Below are 1,611 nucleotides of genomic sequence, written 5' to 3' on the forward strand. Positions count from 1 at the left end.
CCCCTGTGTGCAGGGTTAATAAATAAGCCAGATTATGTCCCCACCTGATTGCAAGGTGGGGTTTATTTTACGCTTACAATACTGGTGAATGTCACGGAAGGTGTCTCGGTCTTAAAGAACACGTCGGGATCTGTGTCGACGCCCGCGAGATGGTTCTGGATACCCATCTCGAACAGTGCCTTACGGATCGGCCCCAATCGCTCTCGTGCAGTGAGAGGGTCAGGATGGATAACAATAATGTCATCATGCCGGAGTTCGTCTTCTTCTATGTTTTTCTTGATCTGCTCGACCAACCACGCGTTCTGTTCGGCTTCGTCACCGAACTGCAGAAAAACGACGAGATCGTCGATCGGGGAATGGTCCTCTAGAAACCTGGGGCTGGTCTCGTCGGTTCGTTCGAGGACGACGTGCTCTCCCTTAGCCAAACGTCCCTCTCGCACCCTGTATCCGATTTCTTCCCACAAAGCAGGTTGGTCGAACATCTGTACCAACCCCGTCTCGGCGCCCTTTGGCTGCTCACGGTAGATGCCGAAGCCGAGGGCGTGGGCCGTCACCAACACGGGCCGCGAGTTGCGGTAGCATTTCTGTAAGATCACGTCTCGACGTGGGTCATCGCCAAGGGACACCAATTGCTGACCTCGATCATCGGTACCGAAGATCTCTTCGGGTGGCGGCAGAGAGGCCCCCGACAGATTCTGGAGTTCGTCGTAGGCATAAACGAGCCGCTTCGGCGGCTTGAGCATCGCGTAGCACAAGCGCAGAAAGCTCGGGGCAAAGTCTTGCGCCTCGTCGACGAGGATTGCATCGTACAGTTCTGGAGGAGTAGCAACCGCATTTAGTGCCGCCTGGCATGCCCCATCGAACGCCCTATCGCCGCCACCGAATCGATAGCTGGCGGACCTGAAATCATGGAACTCCTGCCCTGTGACGCGGCAGAACTCGTAATAAATTCCGTCACGCTCATCACCACCGGGCGCGCCCCAGGCGTTGACTATACGTATCTTTGACCAATCCGGCTCCTCGCCACTTTGCTCGACACAGAAATTATTAATGAGCCGCTTGAATTGCCCTTTTAGCGAGCGAGTGTGGAAGGTGACGGCGATCTGCCAATCAGGATACTGGGTGTGGAGATATGCGGCCTTGAGAGCCAGTACGATGGTCTTGCCGGAACCGGCCAGACCACGAATGCGCTGCACGCCATCGACGGTTTCAATGACGGCCCGGTTCTGCCGATGGTCCAGCGTGGCTATGGAGTCCTCTAGCTTCTTGAGCTTCGCACCTCGAGAATTAGGCCTGCTCACCTCGCGTTTGGAGCGGCTCTTGCGGATCGACGACAAACTTTCGATGGCAGAAAGTGTCATTCGATACAGGTCGTCCGAGCTATCTTGCCAAGAAAAGGCCGAAAGGATTTTTGCGAGGTTCCTTTCGTTGGCGAGCGGATAGTCCTCTTTGGCCAACCTGTCGACGGCGTCGATGGCAGGTGCAAAGGTGATGACGTTTAACGGCGGGATCAGACGTCGCCCTTTGACCAGCTCGTAAGCGTAAAATAAACCCCACCTTGCAATCAGGTGGGGACATAATCTGGCTTATTTATTAACCCTGCACACAGGG

Annotated in this window: 1 protein-coding gene; it reads right to left on the reverse strand. The window is 55.2% G+C overall.

What is annotated here, in order from left to right; all coding sequences use genetic code 11:
• Nucleotides 1-62: 62 nt before the first annotated feature.
• Nucleotides 63-1,457, reverse strand: coding sequence for a DEAD/DEAH box helicase (locus D7024_RS14410; protein ID WP_207666972.1), 1,395 nt, complete (start codon nt 1,455-1,457; stop codon nt 63-65).
• Nucleotides 1,458-1,611: the final 154 nt, after the last annotated feature.

It is taken from the genome of Desulfofundulus salinus (assembly GCF_003627965.1).
Classification (GTDB): domain Bacteria; phylum Bacillota; class Desulfotomaculia; order Desulfotomaculales; family Desulfovirgulaceae; genus Desulfofundulus; species Desulfofundulus salinus.